This window comes from Clostridium sp. MF28 (genome assembly GCF_002969175.1).
Taxonomy (GTDB): Bacteria; Bacillota; Clostridia; order Clostridiales; family Clostridiaceae; genus Clostridium; species Clostridium beijerinckii.
In genome coordinates this window covers 1,386,833-1,404,203 of record NZ_CP014331.1, presented here as the reverse complement: position 1 = coordinate 1,404,203, position 17,371 = coordinate 1,386,833, and the positions used below count along the sequence as shown (strand labels likewise).

The following is a 17,371-nucleotide window of genomic DNA, read 5'->3' as shown; positions in this document are numbered from 1 at the left end:
AGCGGAATGTGAGTTCCGTTTAGTTAATATTAAAAGGCGGTGTGTATTATGAATGAAGAAAATAAAAATATCAGAAGTCCAAGGGAAATATTTGAACTTGCCCAAACTATGTTTCTAAATAAGGACTTGAGCAGTTTTTCTGACTTATTTGCAAGTGATGGTATATTGGAATTGCCGTTTCATATTCAAAAATCAATGAGGTTAATTCAGGGACGTGAGAATATTCGTAATTATCTTGCGATGATGCCAGCTGCACTTTTAAAACCAATAGGATATAAATCCATGACAATACATGAGACAAGCAATCCTGAAATTATTATAGCTGAGTATGATATGTACGGTGAAGTTACGGCTAATAACAAGCCTTTTCAGAGGAGGTATCTTCAAGTTGTTGAGGTTCGTAATGGCGAAATTATAACTTTACGCGACTATTGGAATCCAATTGATACATTCGAAATACTTGATCGTTTGCCTGAGCTTTGTACTATTCTTACACAAAAGTAAAAGTGATTATTATAAGGAGAGATGTAAAATGTCAAAGGTTGTTATTTTCAACGGTAGTCCAAGAAAAAATGGGTATACCACAAAATTGTTAGAACAAGTAGCAAAAGGAGCGAAATCTAAAGGGGCCGAAATAATTGAATTTGATTTAAATGATTCTGGAATTCGTGGTTGTCAAGGATGTTTTTACTGCCGTACACATGATGGTTGCGCGGTTAAGGATTATCTACAGCCAATGTATAAGGCTATTACTGAGGCAGATGCTATTGTATTTGGTTCTCCAATCTATTATTACCAAATTACAGGTCAAGCAAAAATTTGGTTAGATCGTACATTTCCAATGGTTGGAGATAATTTTGCACCGAGACATTCTGGTAAAAAGTTAATAACGATATTCACTCAAGGTAGCCAAAATCCTGAAATGGGTGCGGAAGGCATTAAATTTGTTAATAATATGCTTGCAGCATATGGTTGGAAATTAGAGGATAGTATTCTTTGCTGTGGAACTACTAATTTTCATTCAGAAAAGCTTGGAAGGTATGATTCTAATTTAGAGCAGTTTGAGGAACTATCTTTGAGAGCATTTAAGGATGGAGAAAATCTAGTTAGGTAAATTTCAAACACACAATATCATTATTAATCAATAAAAATAAATAATAGATTTTAAAGTCGCATTATTCAAATGAATTTGCGATTTTTTATTCTTTAGTCGCTTGCGATTTTGTTCACTCTTTTTCAAATTCAAGTTTTATATTTTGAATAAAAGCAAATAATAAATCAAGACCAAGTATAAATGCTAAGAAAAAAGTTATAGTTGACAATTAGTCTAATTAGACTATAATATGTAGTGATGTTAGTCTAATTAGACTGATGATAAATAGAAATGTATTGTCAATATCCGTTAATATATTAAATAAGTAAGTATTTAACATTTATTGAGAACTGTAAGCATTTCATAATAAAGATTAAACAAAAGAAAGGATGAAAAAAATGATTAAATCGTTTTTAATGATAGGACAGTCAAATATGGCTGGGCGTGGATTTATTCATGAGGTACCCCCAATTTATAATGAAAGAATACAAATGTTGCGTAATGGTAGATGGCAGATGATGACGGAGCCAATTAATTATGACAGGCCTGTTTCAGGAATAAGTCTTGCCGGTTCATTTGCAGATGCATGGAGTCGTCAAAATCAAGAAGATACTATTGGTTTAATTCCTTGTGCTGAAGGTGGAAGCACACTGGATGAGTGGGCTGTAGACGGAGTACTTTTTAGACATGCTGTAACTGAAGCTAAATTTGCTATGGAAAGTAGTGAACTCACAGGAATTCTATGGCATCAAGGAGAAAGTGATAGTGTTAATGGTAACTATAAAGTATATTATAATAAATTACTTTTAATTATTGAGGCTTTTAGAAAAGAGTTGAATGCTCCAGATATTCCAATTATTATTGGTGGATTAGGAGAATTTTTAGGTAAAGAAGGATTTGGGAAAAGTTGCACTGAATATAAATTCATTAATGAAGAGTTACAAAAGTTTGCTTTTGAACAAGATAATTGTTTCTTTGTTACAGCATCAGGTTTAACTTCTAATCCTGATGGTATTCATATTGATGCAATTTCTCAAAGAAAATTTGGTTTACGTTATTTCGAGGCCTTTTCTAATAGACAACATGTATTGAAGCCATTAATTAACGAAGATGAGTTGCTGAATTTAAATAATGCTAGAACACATACTAAAAATGAAAAGATATATATAAAAAGTATGGAGTTTGCATTAGGAAAAATATCATATGAGGAATTTGTATCTCAATTCATGCAAACCAACAATGATTAAATCTTATAATTATGAAATAATAGTTAATATAATTTTGATGAAGAGCATAAAGGAGGTGTTTTTTTGATACCATTACTAATTTTAGGTTTATTAAAACAAAACCCTGGTTCTTATGGATACGAATTATTAGCCTTAATGGAAGAGAGACACTATAAATATATAGCAAATTTCACTAAAGGCTCATTCTACTACAATCTTCAACAATTAGAAGAAAAAAAATATATTAAAAAAGTTAACAAATCAGACAATACTAGGGAGACTAATAATTACATTATAACTGAACTAGGAGATAAGGAATTTCAAAAATTAATGTATAAGTATGGATCTAAGACAGATTATATAAACTTATCTTTTTATGCAGCAATGCTATTTGCTGATGAATATAAAAGCGAGGATCTAACAAAACTAATAGAAATACAAATTGAACAAACTAAAAAGAAAATTTCTTTATTAGAACAATCTCTTGAGCATGATGAAACTATTTCTACATATTTTAGAAAAATGTTGGAGAATTCTCATTCGCATCATTTAGTAAATGTAAAGTGGTTTGAAGGACTATTAAAAGATATAAGAAATGAAAATTGATTTAAGGGGATATCTGTTATTTAGAAATTAGAGAGGAAAGAACGATAAACCAAGTATTTAAGGGATATTTTATAGAAAAGTATGGGTGTGTTTTCTGCTTGAAGGTCATTAAGGGAAACAGAAACACACTTATTTTTTTATCCTCGGGAATAAACCTTTTAGCATTTTGTATATATTAATATGCTCTCATAGATAATTTTTTAACGTTTAAGAAGAGAAGAATATTTCAAGACATAAATTTGAACATTAAGAACTTTTTCATAGAATTCTTTTATTTAACAGCTTTCATCCCATTCATAATAAAGCTAATCGTTTTTTCAATATTATATTCTTTATCATTCTTACTAAAATAGCAATATTGAGCACAACTATATACTGATGAGGAAATTAGTTTGACTAATATATTTGTGTCTTTAGAATCTAACTCATTTCTAGCTACCATACTATTTAATATTCTTTCAATAAGATTGTCTATTTTATATTTTAATAAATTATCTACAGTAGAAGCTATAGATGTAGAATCAATTTTACGCTTTTGATAAAATGAAATATTGTATTCATAAAGGAAGAAGATAAGTTCCTTTATAATTTCTTCATTTAAACACGTAGCGCTTAAAATTTCTATTGGTAACATTTCTTCAAAACAATCTATAACAAGTTCTTCTAGCAAAATATACTTATCTAAATAATGAGCATAAAAAGTTGCTCTATTTATAGTTGCCTTTGTTGTAATATCTTTAATTGTTATATATTTAAAATCTTTTTCTTCAAGTAATTGGACAAACGACTCTTTAATCAAACTTTTAGTTCTTACTGCCCTTGGATCTTTTTCATTCATAATTTATCATTAATCTCCTTTGACAAAACAACAGATTTAATAAAATGTTGTTTATACAACATAGCTAAAAATCTATTGGTTGTAGCTTTATGAGTAATCAAATATTATATTAACATACACTTATATTTTAAACAACACATGTTTAATAGGAGGAAATATAATGAAAATTTTAATGATAGGTAGAGGCGTAATTTCAACACAATATGGATGGGCTTTAGAAAAAGCAGGTAATGATGTGACATTTTATGTGCGCCAAGGAAGAATCAATCAGTATGGTGATATAGTGAATTTAAAAATATTAGATGGCAGAAAGAACAAAAAAGGTGATTTAGTAAATACCGCTTGGAAAATTAAAATGATAGAAGAATTGTCATCTAACCATGATTTTGATTTGATTATGATAAGCGTAAATCATAATCAATTAAGTACTATAATAAATTGGTTAGAACCACTTGTTAAAAATTCAACTGTTCTAATATTTAATAATATTATTAATGAGCCTTTAAACTCAATTGGATCAATTCCTAAAGAACAAGTTGTTTGGGGATTCCCAGGAGCTGGCGGATCTTTTATAAATAAAAACACGTTAGATGGTGGGTTCATGAAAAACATATTTATGGGCTTCATTGACAATACTACTAATAAAGCTAGATATGATATGGTAACTCGACTATTTAAAAATGCAGGTTTTGGTATTTCTGAACAGAAAGATATGCGTAATTGGCTATGGTTTCATGTAATTACTAACGCAAGCATGATGGCAGCAGCCTCAAAAGTAGGTTCGCTTAATAATCTATTTGATTCTGCAAATGCCCTTAAAGATTTTGCTTTAATATTAAGGGAACTTACACCATTGATGGCAGCTAAGGGCTCTAAGGTTAGTACAATAATAAATATCGCAGTGAATTTACCTGCAGGTATTGTGGCTTTTGTAATGAAATTAGCATTAGCTGAAGGTAATCTGCCAAGAGAAATAATGAGAAGTGCTAGTGGGAGTGAAAATCTAAAAGCTGAAAGTAATGTAATATTTGTGCGCGATACTCTTGCTGAAGCACGTAGACTTGGGATATCACTTCCTAGGCTTGAATCTTTAGAGTCACCTATTTATAAATAATTTTAGTGCTTTTTAAACAAAAATAACTAGACAGTTTTTTGGTTCATGTAAATTTTAAATTGAGGTATAAAATGTTTGAAGGATATGACGAAACTAAAATACCTGAATACTATAAATCTGGTAATCCTAATCAAGAATTAGATACGGCCGATTTTCCGTATTATATACTTGAATATAAATACGTATTAATAGAAAACACTGGAACTATTAAAGAAAAGAGCCTCTAATTGGTATGATTCATCTATATTACTTATTTATAAATTCAGAAATTGTCTTTGCCATATAGTCATCACTTTGCCCCATCCCACCTTTAGCCCATTCGATTAATACATTATATAATCCACCGGCCATATAATCAATCCAAAATTTATGCTGATCTGGAAGAAGTGAATCTTTGCAGAGAATCCTTTGGGATAGTTCATAAAAAGATTCAATACATTTTTCAAGAAGTATGTTAATTAAATTGGAATTAATTAAATTAGAAATTAACTTCTCATGTTTTCTAAAATAGGAAAAGTATAAGCGTAAATTCTCATAATTGTCTAGTTTTTCTTTCTGCATTACTTCCTTAGAATATTCTTTTAAGAGTTCATCAATGTATGTGGTAATAATATCTTCCTTTATATTATAATTTCTATAAAAAGCCATTCGAGAAACTCCAGCTTTTTTTGCTATTTCTGTAATAGAGATTTCTTTAAAATTCTTTTTTTTCATTAAAATCATAAGTGCAGTGAAAATACTTTCTTTTGTTATTATATTTTGTATATTAGCGGCTTTATTTACCATAACAATATCCTTTCTTTTGTAACGTTTGCTCTATCTTCTATTGAAATATTCTTTTGCCCCAATTATACTATACTCAAATAAGCGTTACAATTGTAACGGTGAAATTTGAGGAGGATATTATGAAAATTTTATATTTCACAGCAACAGGAAATAGTCTATATATAGCAAAAAGTCTTGGAAGCGATTATTATTCAATTCCTAAATTAATAAAAGAAGGTAAATATGATTTTGAAGATAAAAAAATTGGGATTATATTTCCAATTTATAATAGCGGAGTTCCTAAAATAGTTGAAGAATTTTTAAATAAAGCAAAATTTAAGAGTAAATATATTTTTGGAATAGCAACTTATGGAATGTATGCTGGTGCAGCAACAAGACACCTTTTAGAAATTGGTAATAGAAATAGAATTGAATTTTCTTATATTAACGAGATAGTTATGATTGATAACTACCTTCCAGGATTTGATATAAATAAGGAGCTAGAAAAAGAACCTAAGAAAAAGATAGGAGAGAACTTAGAAAAAATAATTAAAGATATTAATGAAGAAAAGAAATATATTAAAAAACATTCTTTTATTTCTAGTGGTCTTAGAATACTAAGTGAAAAATTATTTTATGATGATCAATTTGAAAAGAATTTTACTGTAGAAAATACTTGTACTGGCTGCAAAACTTGTGAAAAAGTGTGCCCTGTAAATAATATAAAAGTAGATAAGAAACCCTTATTTATGAATAATTGTCAGAGATGTTTAGCATGTACTAATAATTGTCCACATAATGCAATAAGAGTTAAAAAGGAAAAAAGTAAGACTAGATTTATTAATCAAAATGTTACATTGAAGGAAATAATAAATGCAAACAATTAATCTGTCTTCTTTCATTATTTTATTTTTAATATATTATATGTCATGAAAATTATTATGACTTATAATTAATTATATATCAAACAATAATAACAATAAAACAGGTGAAAATCAAAATGTCTTAGACAATTAGGGAGGCTTTAATGTGAAAAGAAAGATAATTTTAAATCTGGCAATAAGTCTTGATGGATATATAGCCTCAGAAGATGGTGGATATGATTGGATAGTTGGACATGGAGATAATACATTAAATACTGAAAATAAATTTGATTTTGATAAATTCCTAGAAGGTATAGATATAGTAGTTATGGGTAAAAATTGCTATGACCAAGATATGCATAATGATTATAGAAATAAAAAAGTATATGTAGCAACATCTCAAAAACTTCAAAATCAAGATAATCTTCATTTTATTAGCGGAGATATTGTTAAAATAATACAAGAAGAAAAAGAAAAGGACGGCAAAGATATCTACTTATTTGGTGGTGGAGGTCTTGTAGATAATTTTATTAAAGCCGATATTATTGATGGATTTATAGTAGGAATAATTCCAATTGTATTAGGAAAAGGAAGACCTTTATTTTTAGAAAATAATCCAACAATAAAGCTTCATCTAGATGGGTTTTTTGTGGAGAACGGTATTACTATATTAAAATATACAAAAAGAAAAACAGAAGATTGTTAATTGAAGATAAAAAACTATGAAGAGAGTTTTTAGATGTTATATTTACAAAAACAGGTTTTTATTGTAGAATGTATTAAAAGCAATGAAAAGAAGAGTAGATAAAATAATTCGTTTTCAGAGAGCTCTAGATGGTGGGATTGAGCAATGGATTTTTATTGAAGAAGGTCTTGGAGCTGCACACTGAGTCTATTTTATCCGATAGCTAGTAATCCGTAATACTCTCTCACATATAGGTGGAAGATAACGGCTACGTGCTCTTGGACAGGGTACCCATTGAGGGTATAAATTAAACTAGAATTCAGATGGGGATAAAAACCCAGCATGAATCAAGTTTTACTTAATAGAGGTAGGATGTGACGGAATACCCCGTTATAGGTATAGAGTATCTCATTTTTGATGTACTTGAAGAGGTGTATACGGCAACGCATACATAAACTGAGGTGGTACCACGAATTTATAACTTTCGTCCTCAAGATTAGAAATCTTGGAGGTGAAGGTTTTTTTATTTGTATTAAGGCAATATCAGAAGAATAACAAGTAAATCCGCTTTCTTGCCTGATAAAAAACTTAAGGCAAAATTGAAAGTGATATTTTCTTTTATATGCCTAAATTAATCAATAAATAAGTAAAGGTGGTAACAAAAATGTATGAGCAATATGAAAATTTAAATGAATTAGAAAATATAATGACAAATGCAAATGAATTTATAGTGGAGAGAATAAAAAAGTTAAATAAACTTAGTGAGTTAGGAATAAATCCATATCCTTATAATTACGATTTTAACAAAAAAACTTATACAAAAGAGATATGTGATAATTTTGATACTATTGATGAAAGTAAAGTATTTTCTTTAGCAGGAAGAATAATGTTTCTTAGAAGAATGGGAAATGCAACTTTTGCTAACATAGTAGATGAAAGAGGAAATATACAAATATTTTTTAGTAAAAAGTTAATTGGAAATGAAAATTATAATGTTTTAAAATTAATAGATGTCGGCGATATTATTGGGGTAGAGGGAAGTGTATTTAAGACTCAGACGGGAGAAATAACTATTAGAGCAAACAAATTTGAATTGTTATCTAAATCAATAAGAACCCTTCCTGAAAAATATCATGGAATTCAAGATTCAGATTTAAGACAAAGACATAGATCTTTAGATATGATAATGAATTCAGACGTTAAGGAAAGACTCATAAAACGTTCTAAAGCAATTACTGCAATTAGAGAATATTTGAATGATATGAATTTTATTGAATGCGATACTCCTGTACTTGATACTAAATATGGTGGAGGAGAAGCAAAACCATTTAAAACTTTTGTTAATGATTTAGATTGTGAAGTATATATGAATGTCTCTCCAGAATTATATTTGAAAAGACTTATTGTTGGAGGAATAGAAAGGGTTTATACATTTGCAAGATCTTTTAGAAATGAAGGAATTGATAGAACACATTATCCAGAATTTACTCTAATGGAATGTTATATGTCTTATGCAGACTATGAAGATATGATGAGAATTATGGAAGGAATATATGAATATGTGTTTATGTCTGTTAATGGCTCTACTAAAATAAAATATGGTGAAGAAGAAATTGATTTTAAAGCTCCATGGAAGAGAGAAACTATGTGTAATCTTGTAAAACAAGATACAGGTATTGATGTAGAGAATTTAACTAAAGAAGAAATTATAAGTAAAATAAAAGAGAATTCTCTTTTGATTGAAGAGCAAAATGAAGGTTTAAATATAAATGAAGTTTCTAAAGGAGAATTAATAACAAATCTTTTTGAAGCATATAGCGAGAAGAAATTAATACAACCTACTTTTGTTATAGACTTTCCAAAAGAATCATCACCACTTTGTAAAGTTCATAGGGAAAATCCAGATCTAATTGAAAGATTTGAACCATATGCCTATGGAGTAGAGCTTGGAAATGCTTATTCAGAATTAAATGATCCATTAAGGCAGCGTATATTATTACATGACCAAGCTGAAAAATTAAGAGGAGGACTAGAAACAGCAAGTCCAATGGATGAAGAATTTGCTATAGCTATTGATACAGCAATGCCACCAACTGGAGGTCTAGGTATCGGTATTGATAGAATGATAATGTTTCTAACTGGATCAAATACAATAAAAGATGTTATTGCCTTTCCTTTAGTTAAAAGATAAAAATAAAAATACTACAGATATCCAAACTTATGAGCATAGCTCGCCGAAATAAGAATTATGCTGTTGTTCCAGTTTCTAAGGAATTATGATGGATGATTCTAAGATTACAAGTTGCACGCAAGATGCTAGCCTCAAAGGCGAGCGCTCACAGAGAAAGTTCGAAGAACGAAATGTAAAATTTCGATTCTCACTTTTTGAACTAGCATATTTGGAACAACTTGTAATCTAAGAATAATAACCATCAAATTCCTAATGAAACATTTCATATTATGACCCTTGTGGTTACAAAAGCATAATCCTTATTTCTAGTTGGAATATATTTCATAGTGTGGATTTGGCTTATAATTAGTTTGTTTTATAGAGAAACAAGAATAAAAACAAGTATATATTATAATAATGGACTTAAATAATTAACTGGAATACTTAGAGCAATAAGAGCTTTGGGTATTCCTTTTTTTTATTTTTATGAATGTACTAAGCAATAGGGAGCAAGAATTTTCATAAGGCTTTGTAAAATTTAGAGAGATATTTAAAACAAGCTCAAAACATTTAGTCAATATTCTTATATGGTAAAGAATATATATTCTCCACCATATATATTCTTCAGAATACTAGAATATATATTCTGATATTCTGAAGAATATGCTTGAATAATGCGGGTTTGAAGGTTGGTTGGTTAAAAAGTTCGATTTTTATGTGGTTTAAGATAGGAAAATACGTCTTAAATATTAGTAGAGAAAAATTTTAATATAGTAATAAAATTATGGAATGCATTTGTTAAATGATTAGGGGTGAAATAAAAATTGAATTAAAAAGAGAAAAGACTTTTGTAAAAAGCAGATGGCTCTGTAATTTTTATTATAAAGTTGGATTGATAGCAATGGTTATTTTTTCAATAAACGTAGGTGGCGCACTGTCTTTGCATTACATTTTATTGGCATAGGGCTTATGATAGTGGAAAAAGTTTGTGAATTTAATTAGCATTGATATTATGAAAAAAGTAAATTATTGTATCAAGAATTAAGATATTCGTAGTTATTTGGGGAAACTGTCCGTAGTTAGTGGGCTCATCTATTTTTATTTTCAAAAATGACTTTGCATGAATTGGGAGTATAAAAAAGAAACCGCCATTTCTGGCGGAAGAGTATCTATTGATTCTGGTTTCTACATTTAGCTGGGAGTTTACCTTACACCTTACCATAGCAGGATACTATCAAAGAAACCAGATTAGAGTTTTATTTTACTATATTAAAAGTTCCTTCTTTTCTAGGTGCTGCTTTAGTTTCTTCTTTACTGTTATAGCCCAAAACAGCAGTACCAAACACCGCATAATCTTCAGGAACACCTAGTTCTGTAAGTACGCTTTTAACTTTAGGATCTTCTCCAGTAATAGCTAATATATGAATCCAGCAAGATCCAATATTAAGTGAATGAGCAGCTAATAACATATTTTCAAGTGCTGCTGCACAGTCAGATTCTCCTGAAGGCATTTTTTTATCATGTGATGTGATTACTATAGTAGGCGCATTATAAAATGGATTAAAATTAGGATTTTCTCCCATCTTTCTATATTGTTCTATAGAAGATTTTAACATAGCTTCTTTTATTGCAGAAATTAGCTTTTCAATCTTTTCTTTATTTTGAACTGCTGTGAAATGCCAGCCTTGTTTGCCCATAGCTGTTGGAGCAAATTGGGCAGCCTCTAAAACAGTATTTAAGTCCGCATCAGAAATTTGATCTTCTTTATAAGTTCTTATACTTCTTCTTGTTAAGATATTTTGAATTATTTCATTCATAGTTTTTCTCCTTTCAATTTAAAAGACATTTTAATTTAATCTTTATATTTACTAAATGGTAATGAATATATAAGATTTTTGCTTAATAAAAAAACATCATCACCTTTGACTAATACATAAATTAAATTTATAATTAATCTATAAAAAGTTAAATGTAATTTATAAAGTAATATAATGATATCAATATGTGTATCATATGTCTAATTAATATTTTTCATTGAATCAATAACTAAAAGTTATAGATTATTATTAATGCTTTATAACTTAAAATATTATAAATTAAGGAGTGCATTTATGAACTGGCAGCAATTAGAATATTTTAAAACTGTAGCGGAAACACAGAATTTTACATCAGCAGCTAATTTGCTTTCCGTAACACAGCCAGCCTTGAGTAAAGCTATTTCAAAATTAGAAGAAGAGCTAAATGTGCCATTATTTGAAAAAAATGGACGCAATATAAAATTAACTCGTTTTGGCAGTATGTTTTTAATACATGCTAACGCTGCAATAAATGAGATTAGTAAAGGAATTCAGGAATTACAGGATATAATTAATCCTATGGCAGGCACAGTTTCCATATCTTCACTTTACACTATTGGAACACATTTTATTCCTTCGATTATAAGTGAATTTTTGAAGGAAAGTCCAAATACAAAATTTGAATTTGGGATTCAATCAACTTTTAATATTTTAAAAGGCCTTAAGGATGGTAAGTTTGATTTTGGTTTTTATGATGAATTTGAAGATATTAAAAGGTATGAAGAAATAGAGTCAGTTCCTATAAAAAATGAGGAGCTTGTTCTCATAGTCCCTAAAAATCATCATCTTGCTGATAAAACAGAAGTATTTCTAAAAGGCTTAAAAGAAGAATCGTTTGTGTTTTTTTCAGAAGGAATCAAAGGAAAAATGTGTTCTATTTTCGAAAGCATTGGTTTTGTTCCAAAAACATCTATAGAATATAATGAAAGCAGTATGGTGGTAACAGGTTTTGTTAGTGCAGGTCTTGGTATTTCTATAGTTCCTAACACCCCAAATTTAATAACAGAAGAAGTATCAGTATTAAAAATAAAAGAACCCAATTGCTATAGAACTGTGCATATGGGATGGTTGAAGAATGGATATATGACTCCTTCAGCTAAAATATTTAAAGATTTTGTTATTGAGGCCTCCTCAAAAATCAATATTTAATAAGATTTGCATTAAAGTATAGTTATTAGACTTACGGTAACCATGTCATAAATAAAATACAATTTCTAATTATTAATATAATTGGATGTGCTGTAGTGGCTCCAAATTAGGCTAGTAATGATTAGATTGCAATGTTAAGGGGGAGGGGAGAATTTCTTATGGAAATACACAATCATAATTTGAATATTCATTACTCATCACCAGATTCTATATGGGATAAATTAGCTGAATTATATTCTGAAATGCCAGGATGGAGCGGTTTTATTGATGGAATTCCTCATTGGTATGCACAAGATAATGGCAAAAGAATAATTACTGCTTCAGTTGAACCTAGTGGGCTGCAATTCTATGCTGAAATGCAACAAGAAGAATGGGATAAATGGCTTGAACTATTTAAGATGAATGGTTCAGCAACATTAGGTTTTGAAATAGGGGAACCAGAAGATGGATTTGAGTTTCATAGCTATAGTTAATCAGTTTTGAAAAAGAGTGCAACGAAGGAAGTATTGGAGATATTAATGATAGTGATTGGACAGTAAATGCAGGTGCTTTTACGATGTTGAGTCCAATAGAAAAAGTATAAAATACGGGATAAATAGTATCAAAGAGATTATAGTACAAGATAAATGAATCTAAAACCCAAATATGATGAGTTAAAATTTTTAGTCCTTGACTTTCTGAGAAGAATTGTTGAGGACTTTATTTATTTGCAGTCTAATACTTTGACTATACTTTATAAAAGAATGGTTAAACTTAAAGAAGAAAAACATTCCTAGTATAAAATTTATAACAAGTTACATATTTAGTACATTGTAATTTATGGTGGAGTGTGGTATATTGACATCATAAGTTACAGAAATATATTAATGTAACTTGTAATGCTTGATCAGAACTTTAACAGAGTTTGAGCAAGTAATTACGATTAGCCATAACTATATTGGACATAGTTTGGGTGATTGGACATGATTTTTTGTTTAAAATGAAGCAACCATTAAAAGGTTTATATCTAAGATAAATAAAAAATATGATATGACAATGGATAAATTAAGTGAGGAGAATATGAAAGCTCCTTCAAGGAATAGCTAATAATAGTGATTTTTGATAATAACTATACAAAATAATCATATGGATCATATTGATTATAACAAATAAGGAGGTAATTGAAATTGAAAAGTGTTATTTATTATTTTACAGGAACAGGAAACAACTTACAGGTAGCTAAAAAAATAGCTGAGGCATTACCGGATTGCAAGTTGGTATCCATGGGTAAAGGTGAACATGACAGCAATGAAGTGTATGATTATATCGGTTTTGTATATCCTACATATGCCTTGAATTTGCCACGAAGAGTAACACAATTTATAAGCGAAATGTCGCTTGAAAAAAGTAAAAACGCATATTTTTTTGCTGTGACTGGATGCGGCAATATAAGTGGTGTTGCGTTAACTGTCCCTGCCAAAATTTTAGCAAAAAAAGGTGTGACACTTAATTTTGCAGAGAAAATTATTATGGTTGAAAATTATGTCGCGATGTATAAAATGAACGAGAGAAATCCAGAGAAATATCAAATTGCTACTGATAATATACCTGCATTAGTACAAAAGATAGTAGCTAAAACACAGCAGCCAGTGGGTAAGGTGAACGAGCCCCTTAATATATCGACTGCTATTGGTCAAAAATTAATATATGCCAGAAAAGACAAAGGTTTTAATGTTTCCGATGCTTGCACAGGCTGTAGAACATGTGAGGCAGTTTGTCCTGTTTCCAACATAGTAATGAAAAACAAAAAGCCGAGTTTTAAGCACAATTGCGAACAATGTATGGCGTGCGTTCAATGGTGCCCAAAGCAGGCTATTAACTATAAGAATAAGACACAAAGCAGGGGACGTTATACTAATCCTAGTATTAGTTTGAAAGAATTAATAGATGGCAATAAATAGAAAGTAAGAATTAAAACTGAGATATATTTTGAAAAATTAAGATTAAAATATGATTTGATATTTGCTTATAAAAATCTAATAAGAAATATATTGATATTGATTTTTGATATATAATAATTCGCGGTAACTCAATGAGTTACCGCGAATTTTAAAATACACTAATATTTCTATTCCAAACCAGTATAGTTTGGACTTAGACAGTAAAATCAGTGGAAAAAGCAAGCCTTTTTTGTGATTCAAGTTCTTTAAGACGATCAGATAGTGCTTGATGAATTGAATCATAGGCATCACTACCGATAGTAATTCTTTTTGGAGCATCTTGCTGGTCTACACTGTAAATCATGGCTTTGACCATTTTTGCTGGATCACCAATAGAAACAATTGATTCATCTTCAAGGATACGCCTTTTTAATATAAATAATAAGAAACTTTATTTAGGAGCGTTTGCAGGAAAAGCAGATGAGAAACTTCTGGATTTATTTATAAGGCTTTAAAAATGGAAAGCCACCACTTAGAGATATAAGAGATTTGAGAAAAGGCTTTGGAACTGATATATTAGAAAATGGTATATGAATGCAAGATAATTAGTAAAAATAGTGTCTTTTGAAAATTGAACAATATGATACTTGTAATATATGTTATAATTAGGAATATATTTGTTGGAATTGGGTTACGAGAATACCTTTTGAATTACTGGGGGGATTTGTATGCAAATTAATTCTACAGCAATTAATTTTATGTCAGTACTTATTAAGTTTATTTGTATTGCAGTGGTAGTAGCGATAGTAATGGCAATGATTAAAGGGGTAAAAGAGCTTCGGAAATCTATAAGTAGAAATAAACAAATGGATAAAGAGCTAGGTCATATTTTAAATGAAGTAGATAAAGAAAAGAATGGGAATATAATTATTAAGATTATAACAATAATTATTAATATGACATTTTGTTTAATATTTCCATTAAGTTTGCTTGGAGCAATGGTTTCACCTATGGCATTTGATTCACCAGGTTCGACGGAAAGCATATATACATGGATATTTTTCCTATCCACTTTCTCGCTTCCAGCAGTCATATTAATATCAGTAATGATATCATTTTTTCTTTTATTCAAATCAAAATTATATAATAAAGCAATTATAGTTAGCTTAGCGCCAATAATTTATTTTGCTGCTATTTTTCTTCTTTTTAACACATAAAATTTTTTTGTTAAATTTTTTTGTTAAATTTTCTTTATATTATGAATTTGTACAAATTTACGCAGTATAAGAAATTGTTATGAAGAAAATATATGAAAAAGAAAAATATTCAAAGAGTAAGTGCTTTAATTATATTAGCTCTTATTATATTTTTATTTAGACCTGAAATATACACCAGGCATAAATGGAAGTGAAAGTATTAGTAAATTAGTTAGTATTAGGGCTGGAGATTAAAATTAGACATTTTATATTAGATTACATATTAACTTAATTGAGGTGAAAGTTATGTTTAAATGCCCGCATTGTAAATTTAAAACCATTACTCTTTGGAAAAAGGTTGGTGGTGATTCTCGTTTCACAAAACGTATCACATGTCCATATTGTTTTCGTAAAAGTAAACTGCCATGGTGGAGCTTTTTTGTACAAATGATATTCTTTGCTTCTGCCATACCTATTTTTGAAGATAGTAATTTTCGTTTAATAAGTGCTTTTGGGATTGTGATTTACTCAATGATTGTTATTGTCGTAATACCTGCATTGTTTCCATTAAAAAAATTAAAATGATTAAGTAAGTTTCAATACTATAATCATGCTAATAACAAAATGTTACTTAAAAAGTGCTGCAATTGTAAATTTTAAATTACCAAATATAAATGGGATGGTGTACAAAATGAATCGAGAAAGTATAGAAAATTTAATTATCAAGGGATTGATATTAGTTGGAGTTCTAGCAATATTTCCAATGGGTGCAGATGCTGAATGGAAAAAAGATAATAACGGATGGTGGTATACAGAAGGAAGCTCATGGTCAAGTGGCTGGAAGTTTATTAATAATAACTGGTACTATTTTGATAGCAACGGATATATGAAAACAGGATGGGTAAAAGATAAAAATAATTGGTATTATTTATATAATAATGGAGTAATGGCTAAAAATACTAGTGTTGGCGGTTATGAAGTGAATGCTGATGGAGCATGGATTCAAATGAAAGAAAACAATTCGTCAAGCGATATTGTAAATTCAACAGATGTTAACAATAACAACACTACTGAAAATATTGACCAAGCTGTAAGCGAAGCCATAAAAAGTAGAGGGACAAATTATCTAAGGGGAGAAGCGGCTACAGAAGGGCACATAGTTTTAGATGTTGAAGAAAAAGATAATATCGCGAAAGTTTACACTATTTCAAGTTTTGGTTATTTTGGCTTTGAAAATGGGATTTTCACAGAAATCAGTGGAAGTGGAGCTATTCCTACGGTAATGACATTTTCTAAAAATTCAAATGGTGGCTATTCATTAATCGAATATAAAGAACCTGAAGATGGAGAAGAATGTGAAAATTCTATAAAACAGATGTTTCCAGAGAAGTTATGGGACAAGGTTTTAAAAGGTCAGGAAAGCTATTCGCAGCTTGTAGAATCAAAAGAGAAAGAGGCTAAAGAATACCTAAAACAAATTGGTAGAACTGCTGAGGTGAGCTCAAAATATGTTGAAAAGAAACGTCCTAATATTAATGTTACAGCAGAAAATAAACTATTTGTATACTGGGGGAAGAATGATTCATTTCTAAATCACTGTCCTTATTGGATAGGAACAAAAGAGCGTATTGAAAATGGTGTAAGGCTAATTTATGAAACATCTCAAAGTAAAAGCGCTGATGGATATGATGTAATCACTTTTAAAGAGACGAAATCAGATGGAACAGTTGTTGAAGAACGCAGCTATAAAATAGTAGGAGATGAACCAGAGCTTCAGTAGAAATTGTAGAATGCTCTGGCAAATAATAAGCTTGTAACACTATACAATAATTTTTAAAGCAAAAATTAAAAGTGGATTTTACAGAAATGTACTATAACTTATTCGTTATAG

Annotated in this window: 19 protein-coding genes and 1 other annotated feature; of the genes, 15 read left to right on the top strand and 4 right to left on the bottom strand. The window is 29.4% G+C overall.

Annotated elements, in window-relative coordinates; translation table 11 throughout:
* Window positions 1-48 precede the first annotated feature (48 nt).
* From AXY43_RS06230 to AXY43_RS06215, 4 genes are all read left to right on the top strand, one after another.
* On the top strand, window positions 49-504 hold the full coding sequence (locus tag AXY43_RS06230; protein ID WP_039771647.1) for a nuclear transport factor 2 family protein: 456 nt from the start codon (window positions 49-51) through the stop codon (window positions 502-504).
* A 28-nt stretch (window positions 505-532) separates the two neighbouring features.
* Entirely contained in the window at window positions 533-1,114 is a 582-nt protein-coding gene (locus AXY43_RS06225) for a flavodoxin family protein (RefSeq protein ID WP_039771649.1), read from the top strand.
* Between the two features lie 377 nt (window positions 1,115-1,491).
* Window positions 1,492-2,340, top strand: a complete 849-nt coding sequence (locus AXY43_RS06220) for a sialate O-acetylesterase (RefSeq protein ID WP_087701342.1) — start codon at window positions 1,492-1,494, stop codon at window positions 2,338-2,340.
* A 63-nt stretch (window positions 2,341-2,403) separates the two neighbouring features.
* Window positions 2,404-2,925, top strand: coding sequence for a PadR family transcriptional regulator (locus AXY43_RS06215; protein ID WP_077308214.1), 522 nt, complete (start codon window positions 2,404-2,406; stop codon window positions 2,923-2,925).
* Between the two features lie 271 nt (window positions 2,926-3,196).
* Here the strand turns inward: AXY43_RS06215 and AXY43_RS06210 are convergent, their stop codons facing one another.
* Window positions 3,197-3,763: a TetR/AcrR family transcriptional regulator gene (locus AXY43_RS06210; RefSeq protein WP_087701343.1), complete on the bottom strand. Its 567-nt coding sequence runs from the start codon at window positions 3,761-3,763 to the stop codon at window positions 3,197-3,199.
* Window positions 3,764-3,923: 160 nt separating this feature from the next.
* Here AXY43_RS06210 and AXY43_RS06205 point away from each other — a divergent pair, with 160 nt between their 5' ends.
* Complete coding sequence (locus tag AXY43_RS06205) at window positions 3,924-4,877, top strand: ketopantoate reductase family protein (protein ID WP_105411240.1); 954 nt, start codon at window positions 3,924-3,926, stop codon at window positions 4,875-4,877.
* 71 nt (window positions 4,878-4,948) lie between these two features.
* A complete protein-coding gene (locus tag AXY43_RS27675) occupies window positions 4,949-5,104 on the top strand; it encodes a hypothetical protein (RefSeq protein ID WP_017210387.1) in 156 nt (51 codons plus the stop codon).
* A gap of 19 nt (window positions 5,105-5,123) precedes the next feature.
* Here AXY43_RS27675 and AXY43_RS06200 read toward each other — a convergent pair whose 3' ends face one another.
* Window positions 5,124-5,663, bottom strand: coding sequence for a TetR/AcrR family transcriptional regulator (locus tag AXY43_RS06200; RefSeq protein WP_105411239.1), 540 nt, complete (start codon window positions 5,661-5,663; stop codon window positions 5,124-5,126).
* A gap of 119 nt (window positions 5,664-5,782) precedes the next feature.
* On the opposite strand from AXY43_RS06200, the gene AXY43_RS06195 reads away from it, so the two are divergent.
* The 3 genes from AXY43_RS06195 (at window position 5,783) to lysS (ending at window position 9,381) form a co-directional block, all read left to right on the top strand.
* Window positions 5,783-6,529 carry an EFR1 family ferrodoxin gene (locus tag AXY43_RS06195; RefSeq protein ID WP_105411238.1) on the top strand — a complete coding sequence of 249 codons (747 nt, stop codon included), beginning with the start codon at window positions 5,783-5,785 and terminating at the stop codon, window positions 6,527-6,529.
* Window positions 6,530-6,671: 142 nt separating this feature from the next.
* A complete protein-coding gene (locus AXY43_RS06190) occupies window positions 6,672-7,211 on the top strand; it encodes a dihydrofolate reductase family protein (RefSeq protein WP_105411237.1) in 540 nt (179 codons plus the stop codon).
* 73 nt (window positions 7,212-7,284) lie between these two features.
* Window positions 7,285-7,685, top strand: a binding site (T-box leader).
* A 169-nt stretch (window positions 7,686-7,854) separates the two neighbouring features.
* A complete protein-coding gene (lysS, locus tag AXY43_RS06185) occupies window positions 7,855-9,381 on the top strand; it encodes a lysine--tRNA ligase (RefSeq protein ID WP_105411236.1) in 1,527 nt (508 codons plus the stop codon).
* A gap of 1,235 nt (window positions 9,382-10,616) precedes the next feature.
* On the opposite strand, the gene AXY43_RS06180 is transcribed toward lysS, so the two are convergent.
* Window positions 10,617-11,177 (bottom strand): nitroreductase family protein, encoded by a 561-nt coding sequence (locus AXY43_RS06180; RefSeq protein ID WP_087701348.1) that lies wholly within the window; start codon window positions 11,175-11,177, stop codon window positions 10,617-10,619.
* Between the two features lie 294 nt (window positions 11,178-11,471).
* Between AXY43_RS06180 and AXY43_RS06175 the strand changes: the two genes are divergently transcribed.
* From AXY43_RS06175 to AXY43_RS06165, 3 genes are all read left to right on the top strand, one after another.
* On the top strand, window positions 11,472-12,365 hold the full coding sequence (locus AXY43_RS06175) for a LysR family transcriptional regulator (RefSeq protein WP_012059760.1): 894 nt from the start codon (window positions 11,472-11,474) through the stop codon (window positions 12,363-12,365).
* A 158-nt stretch (window positions 12,366-12,523) separates the two neighbouring features.
* A complete protein-coding gene (locus AXY43_RS06170; RefSeq protein ID WP_105411235.1) occupies window positions 12,524-12,838 on the top strand; it encodes a hypothetical protein in 315 nt (104 codons plus the stop codon).
* 693 nt (window positions 12,839-13,531) lie between these two features.
* Window positions 13,532-14,305 carry an EFR1 family ferrodoxin gene (locus tag AXY43_RS06165; protein WP_105411234.1) on the top strand — a complete coding sequence of 258 codons (774 nt, stop codon included), beginning with the start codon at window positions 13,532-13,534 and terminating at the stop codon, window positions 14,303-14,305.
* 193 nt (window positions 14,306-14,498) lie between these two features.
* Here the strand turns inward: AXY43_RS06165 and AXY43_RS27670 are convergent, their stop codons facing one another.
* Window positions 14,499-14,648 (bottom strand): hypothetical protein, encoded by a 150-nt coding sequence (locus AXY43_RS27670; protein WP_206608177.1) that lies wholly within the window; start codon window positions 14,646-14,648, stop codon window positions 14,499-14,501.
* Between AXY43_RS27670 and AXY43_RS27665 the strand changes: the two genes are divergently transcribed.
* From AXY43_RS27665 to AXY43_RS06150, 3 genes are all read left to right on the top strand, one after another.
* Complete coding sequence (locus AXY43_RS27665) at window positions 14,647-14,799, top strand: hypothetical protein (protein WP_179207999.1); 153 nt, start codon at window positions 14,647-14,649, stop codon at window positions 14,797-14,799. The genes AXY43_RS27670 and AXY43_RS27665 overlap by 2 nt on opposite strands.
* 213 nt (window positions 14,800-15,012) lie before the next feature.
* On the top strand, window positions 15,013-15,501 hold the full coding sequence (locus tag AXY43_RS06160; protein ID WP_087701351.1) for a hypothetical protein: 489 nt from the start codon (window positions 15,013-15,015) through the stop codon (window positions 15,499-15,501).
* A 670-nt stretch (window positions 15,502-16,171) separates the two neighbouring features.
* Window positions 16,172-17,260: a cell wall-binding protein gene (locus AXY43_RS06150; RefSeq protein WP_087701353.1), complete on the top strand. Its 1,089-nt coding sequence runs from the start codon at window positions 16,172-16,174 to the stop codon at window positions 17,258-17,260.
* The last annotated feature ends 111 nt before the right edge of the window (window positions 17,261-17,371 follow it).